The organism is Paenibacillus typhae (genome assembly GCF_900099765.1).
Taxonomy (GTDB): Bacteria; Bacillota; Bacilli; order Paenibacillales; family Paenibacillaceae; genus Paenibacillus_AQ; species Paenibacillus_AQ typhae.
This window is the reverse complement of sequence record NZ_FNDX01000001.1, coordinates 360,281-379,828: the sequence shown is the minus strand read 5'-3', so window position 1 is coordinate 379,828 and position 19,548 is coordinate 360,281. Positions and strand designations below refer to the sequence as shown.

15 protein-coding genes are annotated in these 19,548 nt (G+C 49.7%); 1 reads left to right on the top strand and 14 read right to left on the bottom strand.

The annotated features are described in order from the left end of the window. Positions 1-37 precede the first annotated feature (37 nt). The 6 genes from BLR64_RS01465 to BLR64_RS01440 all read right to left on the bottom strand — a co-directional run bounded on the left by BLR64_RS01465 (position 38) and on the right by BLR64_RS01440 (position 6,399). The gene (locus BLR64_RS01465) at positions 38-997 is read right to left on the bottom strand and encodes an acetylxylan esterase (RefSeq protein ID WP_090711464.1); all 960 of its coding nucleotides are present in this window, start codon (positions 995-997) and stop codon (positions 38-40) included. Positions 998-1,020: 23 nt separating this feature from the next. Next, positions 1,021-2,043 (bottom strand): glycoside hydrolase family 130 protein, encoded by a 1,023-nt coding sequence (locus tag BLR64_RS01460; RefSeq protein WP_090711462.1) that lies wholly within the window; start codon positions 2,041-2,043, stop codon positions 1,021-1,023. A gap of 40 nt (positions 2,044-2,083) precedes the next feature. Further along, positions 2,084-2,917: a carbohydrate ABC transporter permease gene (locus BLR64_RS01455; protein WP_090711461.1), complete on the bottom strand. Its 834-nt coding sequence runs from the start codon at positions 2,915-2,917 to the stop codon at positions 2,084-2,086. Between the two features lie 3 nt (positions 2,918-2,920). Next, complete coding sequence (locus tag BLR64_RS01450) at positions 2,921-3,802, bottom strand: carbohydrate ABC transporter permease (RefSeq protein WP_068728077.1); 882 nt, start codon at positions 3,800-3,802, stop codon at positions 2,921-2,923. Between the two features lie 148 nt (positions 3,803-3,950). Beyond that, a complete protein-coding gene (locus BLR64_RS01445) occupies positions 3,951-5,321 on the bottom strand; it encodes an ABC transporter substrate-binding protein (RefSeq protein WP_090711459.1) in 1,371 nt (456 codons plus the stop codon). A 310-nt stretch (positions 5,322-5,631) separates the two neighbouring features. Continuing rightward, positions 5,632-6,399 (bottom strand): response regulator transcription factor, encoded by a 768-nt coding sequence (locus BLR64_RS01440; RefSeq protein ID WP_090711458.1) that lies wholly within the window; start codon positions 6,397-6,399, stop codon positions 5,632-5,634. Positions 6,400-6,660: 261 nt separating this feature from the next. Here BLR64_RS01440 and BLR64_RS01435 point away from each other — a divergent pair, with 261 nt between their 5' ends. Next, positions 6,661-7,833: a glycoside hydrolase family 130 protein gene (locus BLR64_RS01435; RefSeq protein WP_090711456.1), complete on the top strand. Its 1,173-nt coding sequence runs from the start codon at positions 6,661-6,663 to the stop codon at positions 7,831-7,833. Positions 7,834-7,941: 108 nt separating this feature from the next. Here the strand turns inward: BLR64_RS01435 and BLR64_RS01430 are convergent, their stop codons facing one another. The 8 genes from BLR64_RS01430 to BLR64_RS01395 form a co-directional block, all read right to left on the bottom strand. Then, on the bottom strand, positions 7,942-9,246 hold the full coding sequence (locus BLR64_RS01430) for an ABC transporter substrate-binding protein (RefSeq protein ID WP_090711455.1): 1,305 nt from the start codon (positions 9,244-9,246) through the stop codon (positions 7,942-7,944). After that, positions 9,243-11,093: a sensor histidine kinase gene (locus BLR64_RS01425; protein ID WP_244157574.1), complete on the bottom strand. Its 1,851-nt coding sequence runs from the start codon at positions 11,091-11,093 to the stop codon at positions 9,243-9,245. The genes BLR64_RS01430 and BLR64_RS01425 overlap by 4 nt, the downstream gene beginning before the upstream one ends. Before the next feature lie 380 nt (positions 11,094-11,473). Further along, positions 11,474-13,537 carry a beta-galactosidase gene (locus tag BLR64_RS01420; protein ID WP_167360572.1) on the bottom strand — a complete coding sequence of 688 codons (2,064 nt, stop codon included), beginning with the start codon at positions 13,535-13,537 and terminating at the stop codon, positions 11,474-11,476. A gap of 295 nt (positions 13,538-13,832) precedes the next feature. After that, positions 13,833-15,134: an alkaline phosphatase family protein gene (locus tag BLR64_RS01415; RefSeq protein WP_090711449.1), complete on the bottom strand. Its 1,302-nt coding sequence runs from the start codon at positions 15,132-15,134 to the stop codon at positions 13,833-13,835. 1 nt (position 15,135) lies between these two features. Then, positions 15,136-16,362, bottom strand: a complete 1,227-nt coding sequence (locus tag BLR64_RS01410) for an MFS transporter (RefSeq protein WP_090711447.1) — start codon at positions 16,360-16,362, stop codon at positions 15,136-15,138. A gap of 96 nt (positions 16,363-16,458) precedes the next feature. Next, positions 16,459-16,923: a phage tail protein gene (locus BLR64_RS01405; RefSeq protein WP_090711445.1), complete on the bottom strand. Its 465-nt coding sequence runs from the start codon at positions 16,921-16,923 to the stop codon at positions 16,459-16,461. Positions 16,924-17,353: 430 nt separating this feature from the next. Then, positions 17,354-18,082: a glutamine amidotransferase gene (locus BLR64_RS01400; RefSeq protein WP_090711443.1), complete on the bottom strand. Its 729-nt coding sequence runs from the start codon at positions 18,080-18,082 to the stop codon at positions 17,354-17,356. An 84-nt stretch (positions 18,083-18,166) separates the two neighbouring features. Further along, positions 18,167-19,477 (bottom strand): ArgE/DapE family deacylase, encoded by a 1,311-nt coding sequence (locus tag BLR64_RS01395; RefSeq protein WP_090711568.1) that lies wholly within the window; start codon positions 19,475-19,477, stop codon positions 18,167-18,169. Positions 19,478-19,548 lie beyond the last annotated feature (71 nt).

Below are 19,548 nucleotides of genomic sequence, written 5' to 3'. Positions count from 1 at the left end.
GTCATAAGGGCTGCAGCCGGGAAGAAGTGCTATTTCATTACAGAGTCAAAAACATTTGCAGAGTCCGGTCTGCGAGATAGGGCAGATACTCATGGCCGTATTCGTGATAGACCAGTAATTCCTTCGGTGCCGTAATCTTGTTATATGCGGCAAATTGGGTCGATGGCGGACAAATCGGATCCATTAATCCGGTAACCCATAACACTCTACCTTTTATGCGCTCTGCCAGATTTTGAATATCGATATAACCGAGACGGTTAAAAATATCCTGTTCACGCAGATGATGCGGATCGAAGAACCGGAAATAATAGTTAAGCTCCTCATAGGCAGACGCAGTGATGTTTGCTTCCCATGCCCGCTTATAGTCGGAGAGGAACGGATAGACCGGCACTGCTATTTTGATCCGGGGCTCCAGCGAAGCACAGGCAACCGTAAGACCGCCGCCCTGGGACAGTCCGAACGCACCGACGCGTTCCGGATCGACCTCCGGCATGGCCATCAAGATACGCGCCGCCTGGGCTGTATCCAGAAATACATTCCGGTAGTACAGGTTATCCGGATCGGGATCATCTATTCCGCGGATGATATGACCGCGGATCGTCGTGCCCTGAACGGTCAGGTTATCCTCGGACATCCCGCCCTGGCCGCGGCAATCCATAGCCAGCACGCTGATTCCGTGGGCCGCATATCCTACCTTCTCCAGCCAGTCGCCGCTGTCGCAGGCATAGCCGTGGAACATGACAACACCCGGTCCTTTTCCGGCGGACGGCAGCTTAGGTCTCACATATTTACAGTGTATTCTGGCTCCGCCTACACCGGTGAAGTACAGATGAAAGCATTCCGCCAGCCCGCTCGTAAATGCCGCCGGTACCAGCTCATAATCCAGAGGCTGGGCATCCAGTTCACTTAGAGCGCGCTCCCAGTAAAGGTCAAAATCACCCGGCTTCGGGCTGATCCCCTCATAAGTCTGCAGGTGGGACAAAGATCGTTCATTCATGGATGGTTCTCCTTATGTCCGGCTCAGATTTTGCCCAGCCCGGCATCGTCACCGACTTCTTCATGGGTATTAATGACATAGCTGACGATTTCCTGAACAGTGGTATAGGCTACGCCTACATAAGTATCAGCGGCACCATAATAAATGGCGATGCGGCCCGTTTCTGCGTCAGTAAGGGCTGCGCAAGGGAACAGCACGTTATTAACGAAGCCTCTCTCCTCATACCATTCTTCGGGTGTAAGGACGAAGTTTCTGGAGCGGTATTTGACTCTGGATGGCTCATCTTTATCCAGGATTACTGCCCCCATGCTGTACACAAGCCCGTTGCAGGTTGTAGTTACGCCATGATAGAACATCAGCCAGCCTTCACTGGTCTCAATCGGCGCCGGGCCGCCGCCGATTTTGGTGCTCTGCCACCAGCCTTGTCCGCCCTTGGTCATGACATGACGATGCTTGCCCCAATAGACAAAGTCCGGGCTTTCGCTCAGAAACACATCACCGAACGGCGTGTGGCCGCTGTCGCTCGGACGGGACAGCATTACAAAATTACCGTTAATTTTTTTGGGGAACAGTACCCCGTTACGGTTAAAGGGCAGGAACGGATTTTCCAGGCTGACAAAGGTTTTGAAGTCTTGCGTCTTGGCTACCCCAATCGCCGCTCCGTAAAAATCGGTACACCAGATGATATAATACGTATCTTCCACTTTGACGAGACGGGGATCGTAAGCATAGCGCGGTGTGTACGGGTTGCCGGCTTCGTCAATGAACGGAATCGGCTCATCCGCGATCTTCCAGTCCAGGCCGTCGGCGCTGTAGCCCATCCGGAGATGAGGGCGGGTCGTGTTGTCCTCTACACGGAACACGCCGAGGAAGCTGCCTTCGTAAGCTATTACGGCACTGTTAAAAATCCGCGCAACCCCTTTGGCCGGATTGCGTTTGATAACCGGGTTATCATTATGTCTCCACACCGGATTGTCATTGCCGGCCAGTCTGTCCTGCCAGGGGATATTCGGCAGATTCGTTCCAATCAGTTCTACTTGTTTCATCTTATTTTCTCCTCTCGAATCTGGTTCTGCGATACGTGCTTTATTTAACCGAGCCTTGGGCAAACCCGTTGTAAATATATTTTTGCAGGGAAATGAAGGCAATCAGCGTAGGGATAATGGCAATCATAATCGCCGCACAGATTACCTCCCACTGCGAGCCGTAAGGACCCTTAAATTTAAAAAGCGCGGTTGAGACAACCTGAAGGCTGCTTTTTGGCATATACAGAAAAGGGGTATAGAAGTCGTTATAGATATTGACACCCTTCACAATGATGACCGTAACAATTGCGGGACTCAGCAGCGGCAGAATGATCCTCCAGTAAATAGTCCAGTAGGAGGCACCGTCAAGCATAGCCGATTCATCCAGCGACTCGGAGATCGAGTCCAGGAACTGCATGAAAATATAAACAGCTATAATGTCCGTGCCCAGGTACATCAGGATCGGCGCCCAGCGTGTATTAAACAAATCGAGCGAGTTGATGATCTGAAAGGTGGCAACCTGAGTTGTTACTCCGGGAATCAGGGTAGCCAGCAGAAAAGCGCCCATCAGCAGCTTGCTGCCTTTGAATTTGAAGCGGGCCAGAATGTAGGCCATCATCGATCCGGTCAATGTCGCTCCTGCAATAGAGATCAGCACGATAATGATAGTATTCATGAAGCCCAGCAGCATGTTGCCGTCAACAAAGGCCTTGGTGTAATTGCTGAAGTTAAGCCAGTTCTCCGGTAAAGTAAGCGGACCGGTACTGGCGTATTCGGCATTGGTTTTAAGTGATGCGAAAAAGACCACGATGATTGGAATAAGAGCGGCTAGAGCTCCAAAAACCAAAGTAAGATATTTAAAGAAGGAGGCTGCGCTGTATTTAAGGGTATGCATCTCTTACTTCTCCTCCTTTATCAGAACACGCTGCAGAATGGTTACGATGATAACAATGCCCAGCAGAACCACTGCCATTGCCGATGCAAGACCCAGCTTGCTGTATTTAAAGGCCACATCGACGGTCTGAATGACAAAGGTGCTGCTGCCGTTGGAACCGCCGGTCATGACGTAAGGAATTTCAAATACGCCGATTGCTCCACTTACCGCCAAAATCAGATTGAGCTGCAGAATACGTTTGATGCTCGGCAAAATAATATGTCTGAACTGGTGCCAGCGGTTGGCACCGTCAATCTCCGAAGCTTCATAAATATCGCTGCCGATGGATGAAATGGCACCCAGGAAAATAATAAAGTTCATCCCCATGTATCTCCATACCGAAGCAAACGCAAGCGAAATGTTGATCAAATGCGGATTCAGCAGCCACTTCTGCTGCCAGGCTCCGAGACCTGCCAGATCAAGCAGCGTGTTCAAAGTACCTTCCGGCTTGAAGAAGAACAGGAAGATAAAACCGATCGCCACACCGTTAAGCAGTGTAGGAAAGAACAAAATGCCTTTGAACCAGTTCTTCAGCCTGACATTAAAGCTCAGAATCGTCGCAAAATAGAGCGCCAGCCCCATCTGCACAAACGTGGCAAAGAAGTAATACAGGCTGACCTTAAATACGGCAAAATACTCCGGTCTCGTAAAAATCGTCTTATAGTTGTCGAACCCGACGTACTCCATATTTTTGCTGAAGCCGTCCCAGCTTGTGAAGCTGTACTGGAACATTTTAATTACAGGTAGATATGAGAATGTTAACAGCAGGACAACCGGAACTAGCGAGAATAAAAAGATGATCAGAATACGCTGATTTTTATAACTTAAGTTGGACACTCTCTCCACACCTCCCAGGAACAAACACAGGCTACTTACTCCAGATCCTCAATGAACGCGGCAAAAGTGAAGGGGAAAATGCGCCAGGCGCATCCCCCCGATCTCTTGATTCTGTCTTCACTCCTGCGTTAATGAATTTCAGCTTCCATTCCGGTATTTATTGGGCAGCTGTAACCTTGGCTCTTGCCGCTTTCCATTTATCGTTCAGATCCTTCATGATGTCATCATAAGAATCTTTGCGGTTGCCGATTGCCGCTTCAATAATGACCTTCTTGAAGTCAGGCTGCCAAAGTCCGATTTCAGCTTCCTTGTCAATCGCATCCACCCAGCCTTCTTCGCCCTCTTTGGCAGGGGCAAGGGTATCAAATGTAACTTCTGTACCATCGAATTGCTTCAGGATTTCAGGAAGCTCGGCGCCTTTAACAGGGCTCATGCCGCCGCCTTCAGTTGTCGGATAGCCGGATTCATTAATGAACCAGTCCACCCAGGCTCTGGCTGCTTCTTTGTTTTTACTGTGGATGCTGATCCCGAGGTTATAATCGTCTGCAAGGGGTACAAGCACCTTCTCTGCATTGGTAGGGAACGGCATGAAGCCTACATCATCAGGATTGGTTGCCAAGCCTTTAACCTGGCCAATCGCCCATGAGCCAAGTACCATTGTTCCGATTTTACCGTTGGCCAGGTCAGCCTTGGAGGATTCCCAGTCGGTAGTTGTCGGGTCTTCTTCAATCAGGCCATTTTTGGCAGCATCATACATTACCTTGTACAAATCATAGTGAGGCTGTCCCTGCACAAAGTTATCATCTGTAGCAACTTGAGTAATATTTACATAGTCGCGGTTGCCGGCAACCGTTGCCAGAACGGCTTCCCACTGGGTCAGCGTCCAGCCTGCTGCGTAATTGGTATACAGCGGAACAGCATCCGTTTTGTCTTTGATATTCTGCAGTGCAGTCATGAACTGATCAATGGTTCTTGGAACTTCAGTGATGCCAGCATCCTTGAACACTTGCTTGTTATAGATAATTCCCGAGTAATTAACGGTGATCGGAATGCCGTAAGAAACACCGTCCACACTGCGCTCCTCCAGACCGGTATATTGCTGCTCAAGGTCGGCTTTTTGGCCCAGCGGTTCGAAGAAATCCGGAAGGTCTTTGATGGCCACACTTGTAGGCAGCAGGAGCACATCACCGTAATCATCCGTGCTCATACGGATCTTGATCTGGTCCTCGTAAGTGGAGAGCGCTTCAAAGTTCACTTTGACATCCGGGTATTTTTCATTAAATTTGGCTGCATAATCTTTGAATACGGTATCAACAATGTCTGTTCTTTGCGTAATTACGGTGATATCGCCTTTAATGTCCTTTGCCGCATCTCCTTCGGGAGCTGCCGTTGCTGCCGTACCGGCTCCATTATTTCCGGCATTGGTTGCTGCAGCATTATCTGGATTATTGTTCGATGAACAGCCTGCGAATAAGCCTGCCATCAGTGTCAACGCTGCCAAACCGGTAATTGCTTTTGTTTTTTTCATTGTTAAGCCCCTCTCTCCATTCGAACATCATAATAACAAAACACTAACACTATTTGGATATAACAGACGATATACAACTTGAAAAGGATAATTATCTCCCATCCACTCTTTTCAAAGAGCGTTGTTATCGCTTACAAACACATTATAATGCGTTAAAAGTATGAAAACGATGGTTTGAATTGTTTTTTCTGGTCTTGTATTTGTTATTTTTGTTTTATTAATTAGTATATTTTATGCAAATAAAATAGAAAAAGAGGGCTGTCCGCCCTCTGATGATCCATTTACCCTATTCTGTTGCATCTTTAGCAGCCTAGACTTTCGGAATTCTGCAACCGCTTTTATAATCCTTTGGCGTCACACCGCATATTTTCTTAAACAGCTTGTTGAAATACACCGGATCACTGTAGCCGACCTTTTCGGCAATCTCGTAATTTTTAAGATCAGGCTGGCTGATCAACAGTTCTTTGGCTTTGGCAATCCGTATACCGATCAGGTAATCAGTAATAGTCTGACCGGTCTTATATTTAAACAGGCGGCTAAGATAGCTGGCATTCATCCCGACTGTCTCTGCCAGACGCTCAAGCTCAAAGATATGTCCATATTCCTTTTCAAGAATAGCTTTGGCCTGCTCGACCACGTAATGTTCTCCGCCTTCGGAAGTCTGGACTACCGGCTGCTGCGGTTCGGTTAAGTTCGTTTGTTTATTCTCCTCCACCCGTTTCAGCAGCTCATACAGCTGTACTTTCTCTATCGGCTTGAGCAGATAATCCAGCACGCCAAAACGTATCGCCCGCCGGGCATATTCAAAATCACTAAAACCGCTCAGCACCGCGATCGGCAAATCCTTCATCCAGCCTCTGGCCTTTTCAATCAGCATAAAGCCGTCCATCCGGGGCATTTTGATATCCGTAATCAGCAGATCAATATCCTCCGCTGTAATAGTTGAGAGCTGATTCCAAGCCTCCATGCCATTGCCGTGCGAACCGATAACCTCCACTTCCAGATCCATTCTGGAAGTAATCTTTTCAAGCCCGCGGCGGATAACCTCCTCATCATCCGCAATCATGATTCTAATCACTTAGAAAATCGCCTCCGGTTGTAATACATGTGCAAAATGATGGCGCTGCCATTTTAATTATAGGCCTGATGTCTTCAATATAAAATGTGTTGTATTGCACTTTTATAGTCTTGTCTTTACCTTACATATTCGCCTCTTGTAATCCGGCATAAAAACCGTTATAACTTAAATGTGTTTTGTTATTGCTAACATAACATTTTATCAATAACTTTGCTATTTTGTTATTTGTTATCTTGCAGAGTGAGAAAAGGAGACAGTGTAATGACAACAGTATTCGAGAAGCGCAAAGCCCTGTTAACCGGACGTTACGAGGCATTGATTGCCCGCAAAAATGAAAAACTGCCTTTCGGCAACGGGATCTATGACCGTTATCAATATCCGCTGCTGACCGCAGAACATGCACCACTAATCTGGCGTTATGATTTTAATCCTGAGACCAATCCGTATTTCGCTGAGAGAATCGGCGTGAACGGTGTTTTCAATCCGGGTGCGATTGAACTGGACGGCAAATTCTACATAGTAGCCCGTGTAGAAGGCAATGACCGCAAGTCCTTCTTTGCTGTGGCTGAGAGCAGCAGCGGGGTAGACGGCTTCCGCTTCTGGGATCACCCGGTCGTCCTGCCCGAGACCGAAATTCCCGATACCAACGTCTATGATATGCGTCTGGTCAAACACGCCGACGGCTGGATTTACGGGCTGTTCTGTACTGAACGCAAAGATCCGGAAGCTGCGCCCGGCGATCTGTCCAGTGCTGTAGCCCAGTGCGGCATCACCCGCACCAAGGATCTCAAGACCTGGGAACGGCTGCCGGATCTCAAGACCGGTTCTGCCCAGCAGCGTAATGTTGTCCTTCACCCTGAATTCGTAGAGGGTAAATATGCCTTCTACACCCGCCCTCAGGACGGCTTCATTGACGCAGGCTCCGGCGGCGGTATCGGCTGGGGCCTGTCTGACTCCATCGAGAACGCTGTCATCACCAGCGAAACAATCATGGATCAGCGCTACTACCATACAATCAAGGAAGTAAAGAACGGACAAGGTCCGGCTCCGATCAAGACGGCCCGCGGCTGGCTCCACATTGCTCATGGCGTGCGCAATACGGCTGCCGGTCTGCGTTACGTGCTCTACGCCTTCCTGTCCGATCTGGAGCAGCCTAACAAGGTTACCCATGCTCCCGGCGGCCATTTCATTGCCCCGGACGGCGAAGAACGTGTCGGGGATGTATCGAATGTCGTGTTCTGTAACGGTGTTATTGCCCGCGATAACGGGGAGATTTATATCTATTACGCCTCATCGGATACCCGCATACATGTCGCTACCACCACAGTTGACCAGATGCTGGATTATGTTTTGAATACTCCTGAGGACCCGCTCCGCTCTTACGCCTGCGTTCAGCAGCGCATTGAGCTGATAGACCGTAATCTGCAGCAGTAATCTGTAAATTATGCGCCATCAGCAAAGACGGCCCCGGCAGAATTAACGTTCTGTCCGGGGCTGTTTTTCTGCTACTTGGCCTTTTTGGGGATTGAATTGCCGGACCGTCTAAGGTTGAAAGGAAGCGGGCTGCCCTTCACGGGCTTCCTTCCATCTTGCATTCAGCTCATCAAAGGATTTCTGTAGATCAGGTGCGGCAATCAGCTCCTGTATGTAGTCCCCGGTCGCAAAAGAAAGCTTCGAGCGGTTAGCCATATCAATAAATGCGTCTGTCTGCACTACTGCTTCCACCAGCTCAGGATGATAAGAATTAAACTCAGCATACTGTTCCATCGAAGGCTCTGATGTACCATCTACCGGAAGAAAGCTCTCTGCGGTATAAGCAGTTTCCTTGACCAGAAAGTTCACCCAAGCCATCGACAGCTCCTTATTTTTACTGAATTTGCTGACGCCGATAAACCAGTCGGGATTCAGCGGGGCATAGTGTGTCTGGCCATTATCATAAGGAAACGGAAAAAAACCGATATCCTCCGAAGCAGCGCCGGCATCAAGAACCTGACGGATCGTCCAGTTTCCGCTCAGGTACATCCCGGCTTCCCCCTTGGCCAGCCTGGTTTTGGAAACCTCCCAGTTGTTCGAGAATAGCTCATCCTCCACATATCCCCGGGCAACCAGCGTACGGGCGATACCAAGCGAGCGCCCCCATTCGTTATCTGTCTGCCAAGGATTGTTGGTATGAACCATTTCATTCAGATATTCAGCATTACCGGTCATATAATTGACCATATTGTTGCCCCATTCCCGGAGCGGCCAGACTGCGCCATAATTCAAGTACAGCGGAATGATGCCGGCTTGCTTGAGCTGGGCGCAGATTGCGTAGAAATCATCCAGGGTCTGCGGAATTTCCGTAATACCCGCCTTTTCAAAGGCCTTCTTATTGTATATGATCCCGCTTGTAGTTGTCCCGGTGGATAGACCATACCGCTTACCGTCGAACGCCGTAAAGCTTATGAACTTCTCATCGGCGGACATCTCCTCACTCAGCGGTTCAAAAAAATAGCTCAGTTCCTTAGCAGGCAGATTAACCGGTAGCAGCAGCACATCCCCGGCATCCTTGGTAGAAAGCCGGACCATTATATCTGTTGCATAGTTCGATAATCCTTCGAACTCCACCGCAGCTTCGGGATACTTCTTTTTAAACTGATCGGCGTAACCCTGCATTGTGCCATTCTCTATCAGGTCAATCCGGTTTGTAAGCATAAGAATGCTGCCGGACAGGCTTGCCTGCTCATTATCTGCAGCGGGTGTAGCCGGGATTGCCTGTTTACTGCCCGGTTTGTAACATCCTGCAGAGAATAGGATAAGGAGAAGCAGCACTGCATGCAGCGGCCAATGCCCTCTAGCCTTCTTCAATCCAGATCGCCCCCTTCTGTTTCTGATATGCTTTCTTGGCGGTACAAGGGAAGCGGCAGTGCGAGGATTACATCCGTTCCCTCCCCTTGCTTACTAAACAGCTCAATACCATAAGCTGCACCATAGTTAAGCTGCACCCGCTGATGAACATTTTTCATGCCGATTCCGCCGTTAATGCTCTTCTTGTGAGGGGTCTCCCGCCTCAAATCGTCTTTCAGCTTATCCAGGGTCTGCTGATCCATTCCACAGCCGTCATCGCGGATATGGAACAGCAGTTTATGTGCTGTGAATTCACATCTGATGCTGATATGCATGTGCTCCTTGCTGTCATCCAGTCCGTGATAGGCGGCATTCTCTATGATCGGCTGGAACACCAGCTTGATGATGTTGTAATCATTTAATTCTTCCGGAACATCGGTCTGCAGCACAAATCTTCCGGGATAACGGCAGTTTAACAGCTCAACATAGTTGCGGACATACAAAAGCTCCTGCTTCATTGTTGTTTGCCCGGTTAATTCGCCTGTGCTGTAACGCAGCAGCTTGCCCAGAATCGAAATCATATCGGCAGCTTCCACATCATCGTTAATTTCTGCGGTCATCCGTATAGATTCCAATGTATTATATATGAAATGCGGATTGATCTGGCTCTGCAGGGCATGAAGCTCCGCCTCTTTCTTTTGCTCCTCAATCCGGTAAATATCCTGAATCAGCTCCCTGATGCGGGCGAGCATCCGGTTAAACTGATGACCCAGCAGCCCGATCTCATCCCGCCGCTTCACTAGAAAGTTTACATCAAGCTCCCCATTCTGGACCCTCTTCATCAGCTGGATCATTTGTTTCAGCGGTTTAGTGAGTGCGAAGGACAGGATGATAGAAATGAATAACGCCACGACAATAATAATCAGGGTGGCCAGCAAGGTTGCGTTGCGGGTCAGCTTGACATCACGGGTCAGCTCATCGACAGGAATGGAGATAATCACCTTCCAATTGGTCTTGGCCGAGCTGGAATAGATATTAAGCCGCTGCTTGCCTGATACTGTATCATAAAAGCTCCCTGCCGCTCCCTGAGCATTCCGGAACAGCATGGTTTGCGAAATATCCATTGTCAGCAGCTTCTGGTCACTGTCATAAACCACCTTGCCATCCTGATCCACGATCAGGGATTTACCCCTGGTTACCTTGTCCAGTTCAGCTACCTGGGTCTCCATATTGCTTATATTAGCCTCTACAGCAATCAGCCCGATAGGATTCCAGAGACCGTCAACAATTTTTCGGACTACAGTATAGGCATAACGTGTACTCTGAAGGTTAGTCGTATAGGCCTGTGTGCCAAAAAGCAAGGCTTCACCACTGGAATCCCTCGCCTGCCGGCTCCAGAATTTGTAGCTCTGATCCAGATCCAGCCGGACACCGCCGTCTTTGGCAGAATAATAGCCGTTTCCATATGCATCAAAAATATAGACAGAGTTCGTACCCCGTTTAATATTGTTGATAAAAGAGATATTGCCTTCAATCCCCCGCTGGATGGACAACAGCAGGTCAAAGTCTCCCGGTGCAACGGTTCTGCTGCCTGTGTCGCCTACATTCCCGCTCTTTTGTTCATGATAGCGGTTGGAGGCAATCAGATTTTGTTTGATCTCGTTCACATAAGCCGGCATGGAAGAAATCCGTTTCATATCTTCTATGTAGTCGTCGATCCCGTCCATCATTTGATCAATCAGCTTCTCTGAATAAGCAACTGTATTGGCTTCAATCGACTCTGAATAGCTCTTATAACTGATTATGCCGATAATGGAAAGCGGCAGTGTAACGATAACCAGGAAGACCAGCAGCAGTTTGCGTTCCATGCTCATGTCTCCAATAAAGGGCCACCCGTTGAATTTGCCTTGTTCCTTCATTAGTCTTCCCCTTTTTGGCTGTATCCTGATTGAGTATAATCATATTAACACTAAATGCCCTTTCATTTCTCACGGAGGAGTGAAAGGGCATTATGGTTCACTGATGTAAGCGATTTAATTATTATCATATCAGTTCGTTTTTCACAGAAACAGGGGCTGTATTTACATTTCTAGTGCTCTGTTTGTATTTTGAAAGTAGACACAAATGCAAAACAGCGACGCTCCCGGTAGCGGGAAAATCGCTGCTCTGCTTAAAGCCGCACATTTTGCGGCTTTTTATGATTACTGGATTTTACTGCATTCTCACTTTCTCAGTTTGCCGTTAATCCTTAAAATTCTCTGTAAAAATCATTCCGCATTTCTGATACCGCAAGATAACACTCTTTCCCCTCCAGCAGCTTTGCCGGAACTCTCCAGACTTCCCCGTAATAGTAGCTGTCCGCCACTAATTCTCCATCCGCAAAGATCTGTGCAGTATCACCGTAATAATCAATATTTACAAAGCCTTGGGAGCCTGTAACCTTTATTTTCTGCCAGGTAATCTTGCGCTCCCCGCCGATATGCAGCTCCTCTGCGTACTTAGGCTCGAATGGAGCTTGTTCCACATCTTCGAGAGATAGGACAGGTTCAGTGTAGGGCTTCTGGACAGTGTTATATTCAAAGCCTTCGCCGTTCCATTGCCAATACCCGAAACTACCTTCGGCAACGGAACGGATTTCGCCGTCAGCCTTGTACAAATCGCTCTCCTCGCCCACAAATACTTCTCCGTCCAGCTTCCGCAAATATTTCGCCTGTTCCCAAGTGAGTGTAACTATGGTAATGCCGTTCACCTGGAATCCGGATATGAGTCCTGCTTCAGGCGTGAACCTCTGATCATTCTCAAACTGATATTCCGCAGCAATCCCGGGAATCTGTGTGAAGAAATAGGTATTGCCTTGTCTGCACAGCGGCTGGGCCGTCGCGTACTTCAGGATATTGCCTGACAGCTCCAGCTTGAACGGCATAAAGAAGCTGACCTCACCGCTAACGTCAATCGGCGGGAAGGTGACGGTTCCTGTATCAATCACCGCCCCGCGGATATCTTCGAGCTGCGACAGCCGCTGGTAATGGTTAATAAAAACAAATCCGCTTACACCATCTGTACGCATCACATACCGTAAAGAAGCTGTATCCTCCCGTTTCACTGTATGCTCGGCCTCTACCCTGGTCATAGGCGCCAAGGTCTGGTCCCATTCCTGCACAAACAGATGCAGCAGATTCAGCAGCCTGTACTGCCCGCGCACCTCGCCATACTCGGAAAGCGCTGTCTGAAAATCATAGGAAAGGATCGGATAATCGTTCGGATAGCCCGTTGCCTTCGACTCCTGAAAAGTGGACAGCTTGCCGATCTGATTCGTCCCGCCGTGATACATGTAGTAACCGATCAGGTTGTTGCCGTCACCAAGCTTCACAAGTGAAATGGCGTAGATATCCATCTCTCGGATAATTGGCCTGCGGTGATGCGTTACCTGCAATCCTCCGCCGAGCTCACAGGTTGCAAAAGGATACCGTTCGTACGGCAGCTGCCATTCGCCGTCTTCTTCGCTGCCCCGGGGAAGTAAATCTGCTCCGATGCCTGTATCATTACGCATACCGGTAAAGAAATAATGGGGTGACGGCGGAAGCGGGTCCATATGCTCCTCCCATGGAGCTTCACAGTAGCCCCCGAATACAGGAACCACTTCGTCTACAGGAATCTTGGCACCGGAGACTGCATTCCAGCCCGTTACCGTATAAAGAGGGGCTATCATCCCGCACGCTATGGCCAGCTCTTTCAGTTTAGCCAGATGTTCGGCATCATTCGTCAGCTCATTCTCTAACTGGACAGCAATGATATTCCCCCCATCCTTGTAAAAGAGTCCCTGGACCTGCTCCGCGATTTTCTCATACAGAACGGTTACCTTCTCCAGGTATTGCGGATTATTCTCGCGCAGCTTGAACGGCTTCGCAAGCAGCCAATCCGGATATCCGCCGTTTCTGCATTCGCCATGCGCCCAGGGACCGATTCGCAGGACAACCTCCAGCCCGGCCTTCTGGCACTCCAGTATAAAAGCACGCAGATCATTGTCGCCGGAGAAGTCGAATACGCCTTCAATCTCCTCATGGTAAATCCAGAACACATACGTAGATACAAGCGTTATACCGCCTGCTTTCATTTTACACAGCTCATCATACCAGTCTTCTCTGGCACATCTGGAATAATGGAATTCACCGGTTACCGGAATGATCGGCTTGCCGTCCCGGGTAATATATAAGCTTGTTACATCGATTCTCTCTCCTGCCGGATTATCGCCTCCAAGCTTTAAATGATTACGGAGGATTTCAGGCTGCTTGTAGTTTTTAAAGGTATACACTTGTAATCTCCCTCTCTGTAGCTTCCCGTCAAAGATAACCCTAATGTAACGCAGGCCTGCGCACAAGCCAATCGATCATCTTCGGCTAAGCATGGATTATATTCTTGCCATTGCCATTGTAACGTAGAGAATAACAGGGCTGTTAGGATTATAAGACTTAAAAACTAGTATAGAATGAACATTTCCGGTAAAAGTGTATGTAAACATCAGCGGCACTCCGCACAAAAACAGCCCGCCGGGAAAATCCCGGCAGGCTGCAACCATTCAATTCTTCGAATCCTGTTTTTTATTTGGCTTAAGTAAATATCTCCTCCAGCCCTCTTCCGTCTCCGTGGGAGAAATCAACACCCAGAATCCGGCCCATTGTCGGCGCGATGTCAACCATTTCGAGCTCCCCGAAGGCATAGTCCTGCCTGATCTGCCTGCCGGAGACAACGATGTTGCAGCGGTAGCCGGCTTTATCGGGAGAATAACCGTGTGTGGCATAACGGATGCCTTGTGCTTCAAGATCAACCAGCAGCGGCTGATCCAGGCTTTCGTCAAAGCTGTAGCCCTTCCTGGCTTCCAGCATGATATTGGCGGCGTGACTGGCATGCAGCGAGTCCAGCATATCTCTCGTATACACCTCTTCAACGCCTGACGCAGCATCCTCCATGTACTCTTTTACAGCTTGAAGGGCTAATTGCTCTGCTTCAGTATCCCCCGGCCGGATATGCAGGTAAGCCGAACCGCCGCCGCACTGGAAGTATGCCCGCCATTTCCTTTCGCCGTTCTCCTCATAGATCAGGCCCTTGTCCTGCAAAAGCTTGTTCAAATGCACCTTGTACCGCACATTGAACTGTCCGTGATCCCCGAGCACCATAATCACCGTATCATCCTTGATTCCCGCTTCCTCGACAGCCTGCATAATCTCACCCAGCCGGTAATCCATCCGCAGGATGACCTGCTTCACTTCCTCGCTGTCGGTTCCGTACTGGTGCTTGGCATCATCGAGATCGATCAGATGCAGCATAAGAAGATTGGGCTTTTTGCGCCTGATCGTATCCGCAGCACACTTTGAGGTGAAGTCATCCAGATAAGGCTGCTGAATCCCCCGCCTGAGCTTCCCGTGCCTCAGCTCCATCTGGATGGAGTACAGCGGGCTGCCGCTGCGGAGCACCTTAAGCGCCTGATTCTCCCCCTTCAGGGCTTTGATCTCCGGGATATTATATTGAATGGAGGACTTGCCGGACACCGGCCAGAGTATTCCTGCGGTGCTCATCCCGGCCTTCCGCACAGCATCATAAATCGTCGGAGCCTTGATCGCCTCGCGGAACCAGAACCAGTGCTGGTCCTCCTCATGGACGAACGGCTGCAATGGATTGTTATGATGAATCCCGTGCCTGGCCGGATAAACACCGGTAGCTGTAGTGGTATGAACGACATAGGTTAGCGTCGGATATACGCTGCGGAGCCGGTTACTGTAAGCACCGCTCTTCATTAATTTAGCCAGATTAGGCTGACGGCTCGCCAGCTCCCAGTTGTCCTCCGAAAAGGCATCGTAGGAGATGACGATCAGATGCTTCGCTTTTGGCGTAAGCGCCGTGTTCGGTTCCATATTAGTTCCCCTTAGGCAATGTGATAAAGATAAAGAATCCGATCAGAAACAGCGGGATAATCGACAAAATACTGTAGCTGGCGTTGCCCGTCAGCGTCGTGGTCAAAGCCATCAGGGCAGGCCCGAGGATCGCCGCAAATTTTCCAAAGATATTATAGAAGCCGAAGAACTCATTGGAGTTCTCCTTCGGAATGATTTTGGCGAAATACGACCGGCTGAGCGCCTGAATCCCTCCCTGGGCAGAGCCGATCAGCGCCCCCAGAACGAAGATATGCCACACCGACGTGATAAAGAAAGCGGCAATACAGGATATGATATATGTAAAAATACCGGTGATGATCATATTGCGCGCGGAGTATTTTTTGGCCAGATTGCCGTAAAGAATCGCACACGGAAAAGCGATAATCTGAATAATGAGCAGAATCCCCAGCAGCGTAAAGGTGTCCATGGCGTCGGCACCAAGCACGGAGGTTGCATAGGGTACTACCATCTTAATAATCGTATCGACTCCGTCTATATAGAAGAAATAAGCAAGCAGGAACACGAACACGATTTTGTGCTGGCGGATGTTAGCGAAGGTGACGGCTAATCTCTTAAAGCTTTTGGCAACAGGCTTCGGCTCCGGCTCAATGTAATATCGCTGCTTCACATCCCGGATCATCGGTACAGTCAGCAGTCCCCACCACAGCGCCGTAATGATGAACCCGATCTGGTAGCCGATGGCTTTATCCATCCCCAGGACAAAAATCAGCAGCAGACTGATCCCGAACGGAATCACGCTAAAAATATACCCGAATGCAAAGCCTCTCGTTGACACCTTGTCCATCCGCTCATCCGCAGCAACATCCACCAGGAAGGAGTCATAGAAAATATTGGCCCCGGCGAACCCGATCGCTGACAGGATGTAAAAAGCAACCAGCAGCTGCCACTGCCCGCTGTCCGGTGAGACGAACGCCAATGAAGCCGTAGCCAGGATCCCTAAGGCCGCAAAAAACATAAAAAAGCGCTTCTTCCGGTCCTTGTAGTCGGCTATCGTGCCCAGGATCGGGCTGAGTACGGCCACCAGTATACTGGCGATGGAATTGAAGTAGCCCAAATCCATGCTGCTGTCCACATCCTTGAACATGCCGAACACAATCGGCAGCAGCGCCGTCGTCACCGCCATTGAATACGCCGAATTGCCGCAGTCATACAGAATCCATGATTTCTCCTCTTTGCTCAGCTTCATCTGATCTTCTCCTCTTTTACAACTGATTGTTTCAGTTATATCACATGAACGTATGGAGCAAGTTAAACGGATGTAAAATCATAGAAGCCTTATGCCTCAGTACTCTCCTTTGATCACAAAAAAGGACCCGCGGATTGTTCCGGCCAGCTTTGATTTCTGACGTGCAAATTTGAACTTGTCCTCCAGCTCTTTGGGCACGTCCATCCCTTCGGACAGCTTGAAGCCGACCGCCCGCTTCTTCGGGTCATCCACGGTATACATTACATTAACAGCAAGACCGTCCTCATAAAAAACATAGGTAAACCGGATATTTTCCACCTGAAAGCTTGAGGTTTCCAGCGGCTTGGCGGCAAATTCGATATTGCGCTCTTCCTTCAAAATCCGGTTCACATAATCAAGGTTCTCCTGGCTCTCACCGGCCGGTACGGTTGTATACGTATGCTTGTACTTGTTCATAAAATAACGCGCTTCATTCGCCCGCAATCCGGCCAGCGCCTCTGCCACAGGGGATGACTCCAGTCCAACTGTAGACACCTCTTTAAAATCAACGGTATACGGCATGTCCATTCCTCGCTTTTCTCAAATGTGTATTCGTTTTCAATCAAATTTGATATTTACTATGATACCAGAAACTTGAATTGTAGAGTTAGTATTTACGCCTTTTAGGGCTCATAAACAAATAGCCATACAGGCTTTTAGGGAGCTGAAAAAATTAGTTTGATTTTCGCCACCAAATTCCAGAAACCCTCGCCGATATAAGGAATTAAGTGGAAAATCGCCACTTATTTCGGGCACTAATCCCTTTTTGGCGGGAAATTGGCTTAATTAGGTGACGTTTTTCCAACTAAATACGTTCTCCCGGCGCCCAGCTGCGAACTAGATGTAGTTTTTACAACTAATTAGCCAGGTGAGCAACATCCGCACGCCCTTAGTTCAGCAAAAAAAAGCGCCCCCCGCATGCGGAGAACGCTTAACGCTGTTACCGATGAATCTATTGTAGCGCCTTAACAAGATTAGACCAGAACGCAGAGTAATGCTGCCAGTCCATAAACTCTGTCGAGCCCCAGTGCGGGGAGCAATCGCTGGCAAAAGCGGCGGTTTTGCCCTCACCGTATGTGCCCACGGTCAGGATAGCATCCCCGTTATAGCTCAGCAGCTCATCTGCATCCGGCTTGGCCGCCAGCTTGTTATATCCGAGCAATCTCGGCCATTCGCCGTAACCCACCAGCGGATGCTCCTGCGCCACCACCGGCGAGAACCCGGCCGGCATCTCGACCCGGTCATCGCCCGGCTGCATCACAACCGGCAGCACCTCAGCGAGAACAGTGTTTACATAGTTCGCCTTGCCCTCAATGCCCATAAAGGTCAGGTATCCGCCGACCATCAGCAGCCCCCCGCCTTCGGCCACATACTGCTTAATGTTGTCCAGCGCATTCGGGATAATCTGCATCTGGTAAAAGGTCGGGTTCTGCAGCAGGAACGTATTCGCGCCAACATCACTAATCACGATGGCATCGTAGGCTTTTAACTCTTCAAGCGACTGGGGGAAGCGGACCTGGACCTCATGCGCCGGCATGTAAGTCACATCAATTCCCTCTGCCCGCAGGCAGGACAGCAGATAAGTAGCCCCTTCCTCATATTTCGTTGAAGTGAAGCTGTCATACCCCTTGGTATGGATCATATGAACCACCCAGGATTCACCGACAAATAGAATTTTCATGTTGTTATGGCACCTCCGTGTATGTTATAAAGGCCGTTGCAGCAGATTAATATCTGTCTTTAGGTCTTTTCACTAAGCCTTCCGTTATGCCTCTTCCGCACCGCACCAGTCGAGAATGGTCTTCGCCATCATTTTGACCGCCTGAATGACTTCAACGGTTGGCGTGAACTCATCGCTGTGATGAGCAAGGCTCGGGTCGCCGGGACCGAAGTTGATCGTCGGAATGCCGACATTGACCGGCCAGCCCATATCGGTATGGAAGCCGAGGCCTTCGATTGTTCCTTCCTCGCCAATCGCCTGAAGTGACTGGACACAGGTCTGCACGAACGGGTGAGCCACATCGGTTTCAGCACAGTCGGCATCGACCATCCACTCGATTTCCGGCAGATGCTCACTCAGCCACGGGTCTTGTTCAGCTGCCGCACGCAGGAAGTCAGTCAGCTCCTTTTTCACATGGCCGCCAACCAGCTTCTCATCACGCTCTGACGGCAGGTATTGGGCATTAAAGACAATCTCCGCTTCATTGGCAAAAGAGGTCGGGTACTCTCCCGCATTCAATTGTGCTACATGCACCTGACAGGGAATTGAAAGATACGGATGGGTCTTGCTTACAGCCCACTCTTCATTCAGCCGGTCGAATGCATCCAGGATGTACCGCGCTTTCTTGATGGCATCCACGGCTCCGCCGTCCTTCCAGTCCGCCTGCGGCATTTCAATATGCCCGCTGCGGCCCTGGATTTTGATCTTGCCCCACAGAATGCCCCTGCACAGCGGTGCAATGGTCAGTGAGGTCGGTTCAGTCAGGATGCAGGCATCCGCCCGGTAGCCATGGTGGATGAAATCCAGCGCCCCCATGCCTCCGGCTTCCTCATCGACGACAGTGCCCACGACAACCGGGCCTTTCAGCTTCAGGCCGCTGCGGAGCACAGCCTCGACCGCCATAATCATCGCGGCCACGCCGCCCTTCATATCGACGGTGCCGCGGCCGTACATTTTGCCGTCAATGATCTGGCCCTCAAACGGGTCTACTGTCCACTTCGAGCCTGCCATAACGACATCGATATGGCCGAACAGCAGGAGCGACTTGCCGTCTGTACCTTTGCCAAAGGTAGCTGCCAGATTCGGTCTGCCGGTAAAATCCCGTCCCGGATAATACCCGGCCATCCCCTCGTACTCCTTCAGGTCATCCGCAACCGGCTCCCACATTTCAATCTCGGCACCCAGACCTGCAAGCTTACGGGAGATAAACTCCTGTACATCCTTCTCTTTGGATGGACCCGGCTCATCGAAGAACCAGGGATTAACGCTCGGAATCTGAATAAGCTGCTGCAAAAAGCCGAGGATGTCGTCCTGATGTTCATCAATCCATTTCATAACCTGCTGTTCCTGTGCCATGTCTTCTGCTCCTTCTTGCCCGCCACCGCCGGGAAGATCCCTGCGCTGCGGAATCAGCTGTAGTCCTTCGC

Excerpts from the sequence above, each read along its gene's own strand:
- BLR64_RS01465 (WP_090711464.1), bottom strand. The coding sequence starts at position 997 with ATGAATGAACGATCTTTGTCCCACCTGCAGACTTATGAGGGGATCAGC.
- BLR64_RS01460 (WP_090711462.1), bottom strand. The coding sequence starts at position 2,043 with ATGAAACAAGTAGAACTGATTGGAACGAATCTGCCGAATATCCCCTGG.
- BLR64_RS01455 (WP_090711461.1), bottom strand. The coding sequence starts at position 2,917 with ATGCATACCCTTAAATACAGCGCAGCCTCCTTCTTTAAATATCTTACT.
- BLR64_RS01445 (WP_090711459.1), bottom strand. The coding sequence starts at position 5,321 with ATGAAAAAAACAAAAGCAATTACCGGTTTGGCAGCGTTGACACTGATG.
- BLR64_RS01435 (WP_090711456.1), top strand. The coding sequence starts at position 6,661 with ATGACAACAGTATTCGAGAAGCGCAAAGCCCTGTTAACCGGACGTTAC.
- BLR64_RS01425 (WP_244157574.1), bottom strand. The coding sequence starts at position 11,093 with ATGGAACGCAAACTGCTGCTGGTCTTCCTGGTTATCGTTACACTGCCG.
- BLR64_RS01415 (WP_090711449.1), bottom strand. The coding sequence starts at position 15,134 with ATGGAACCGAACACGGCGCTTACGCCAAAAGCGAAGCATCTGATCGTC.
- BLR64_RS01410 (WP_090711447.1), bottom strand. The coding sequence starts at position 16,362 with ATGAAGCTGAGCAAAGAGGAGAAATCATGGATTCTGTATGACTGCGGC.
- BLR64_RS01405 (WP_090711445.1), bottom strand. The coding sequence starts at position 16,923 with ATGCCGTATACCGTTGATTTTAAAGAGGTGTCTACAGTTGGACTGGAG.
- BLR64_RS01400 (WP_090711443.1), bottom strand. The coding sequence starts at position 18,082 with ATGAAAATTCTATTTGTCGGTGAATCCTGGGTGGTTCATATGATCCAT.
- BLR64_RS01395 (WP_090711568.1), bottom strand. The coding sequence starts at position 19,477 with ATGGCACAGGAACAGCAGGTTATGAAATGGATTGATGAACATCAGGAC.